Source organism: Sulfitobacter sp. 1A15258, assembly GCF_043557045.1.
Lineage (GTDB): Bacteria > Pseudomonadota > Alphaproteobacteria > Rhodobacterales > Rhodobacteraceae > Sulfitobacter > Sulfitobacter faviae.
On sequence record NZ_JBIFFK010000050.1, the window covers coordinates 1 to 1,230 of the forward strand.

1 protein-coding gene is annotated in these 1,230 nt (G+C 57.4%); it reads left to right on the forward strand.

Annotated features, from left to right (window positions below):
* Positions 1-310: 310 nt before the first annotated feature.
* Positions 311-826 (forward strand): hypothetical protein, encoded by a 516-nt coding sequence (locus ACGYK9_RS19390; protein WP_394415357.1) that lies wholly within the window; start codon positions 311-313, stop codon positions 824-826.
* The last annotated feature ends 404 nt before the right edge of the window (positions 827-1,230 follow it).

The window sequence follows — 1,230 nt, forward strand, 5'->3', positions numbered from 1 at the left end:
TGCCAAGCCAGAACCTCAGCTCGACGCCAGCGCTGGCTGCGGGCATTTGCCCTCCCGTTCGATAGATCGAGTACCTTTGGAAAGGGTGGCATACCGATGGGCACCTGCCCCTTCGACCAGCGATAAAGGGTCGAAGGATCAACACCGAGTAGTTCCGCTGTCGTAAGGGCATCAAACAACGGTTGCCGAAGCTCTACCGCTCGCTCTGGCACTTGCCCCTCTGCAAGCCCAAGCGCTTTCCACACAACAGACCACCGTGTTGTGCCCCCAACTAAACGGTTCCCGGGCGCTTCAAAATGTTCCAGAGAAATTGCGTCAAAACCTGGAGTTTTTGCGTCACAAGTTCTACAACCCATTGATCTTCAGTGAATTCCTTTGCGACCGGACCCCAGGAGTTATTCGTGACACTCCCGATCCAGGAGATGAACTGGACTTCCCATTCTTGCGGGATCTCTTGGTGCGCTGGCGCCCGGCGCTCAGGCAGAAATTTGATGGGGCCCGCTGGCAAAAAGGGCAGAAGTTCAGAAAAGGCGCGGAGCTCGTCAAGGCGCTTGAGAGACCGAGCATAAGAGTCTTTCCCATTGCTGCTGAAATCCCGGTCAATCTGCTGCGCGCTCTAACGTCATATCCCGCGGTTGCCAGCCGTAAGACCGGGCAACGAGCGCAAAGCTTTTCCAGCAACTGGAGCTTCATCGGATGCCAATCCGATGTGCCTACCCGCCCCTTTACGCGCGGCTCAATGGCCGCAAGCAATACTGTCCAGTCATCTTTCATTGCCCGCAGGCGGCCTTATCAATCGCGCCCAAGTACCTTGATTGCGTGCTGACAGAGAGATTGCTTCGTGCGGCCGTATAAGCGCGAAGTTCCGCCTCAGCGCACGACCAAGCGCTTCGCGGGCGGTCTAATGGGTCCCCCTGATTACCAGGGGTCGCGCAGAACAGCCCTCGCAGTTCTTCGCCTCTTCCAAGACAGAAAATGCGGCAATAACCTTGCTGGCAAAGAGGGCGTTGAGCGTCATCCCAGGGGAGATACGCCCCGGGCGGGTTGGTCCCAAAACTCAGAGATTAGGCAACGCCCCCGCCCACAGTGGGGCGACAGCAGGCAGCGGGCCCGCAAACCGCAGGATTTCATTTGCAGCGCCCCCAAGCTGCTTGGGAGTGTGCGTAATTTTGTGCCCTGACGCCTTTAGTTACGCCATGGGAAAGCGTTCTTCGAACATGATGGCGAGTT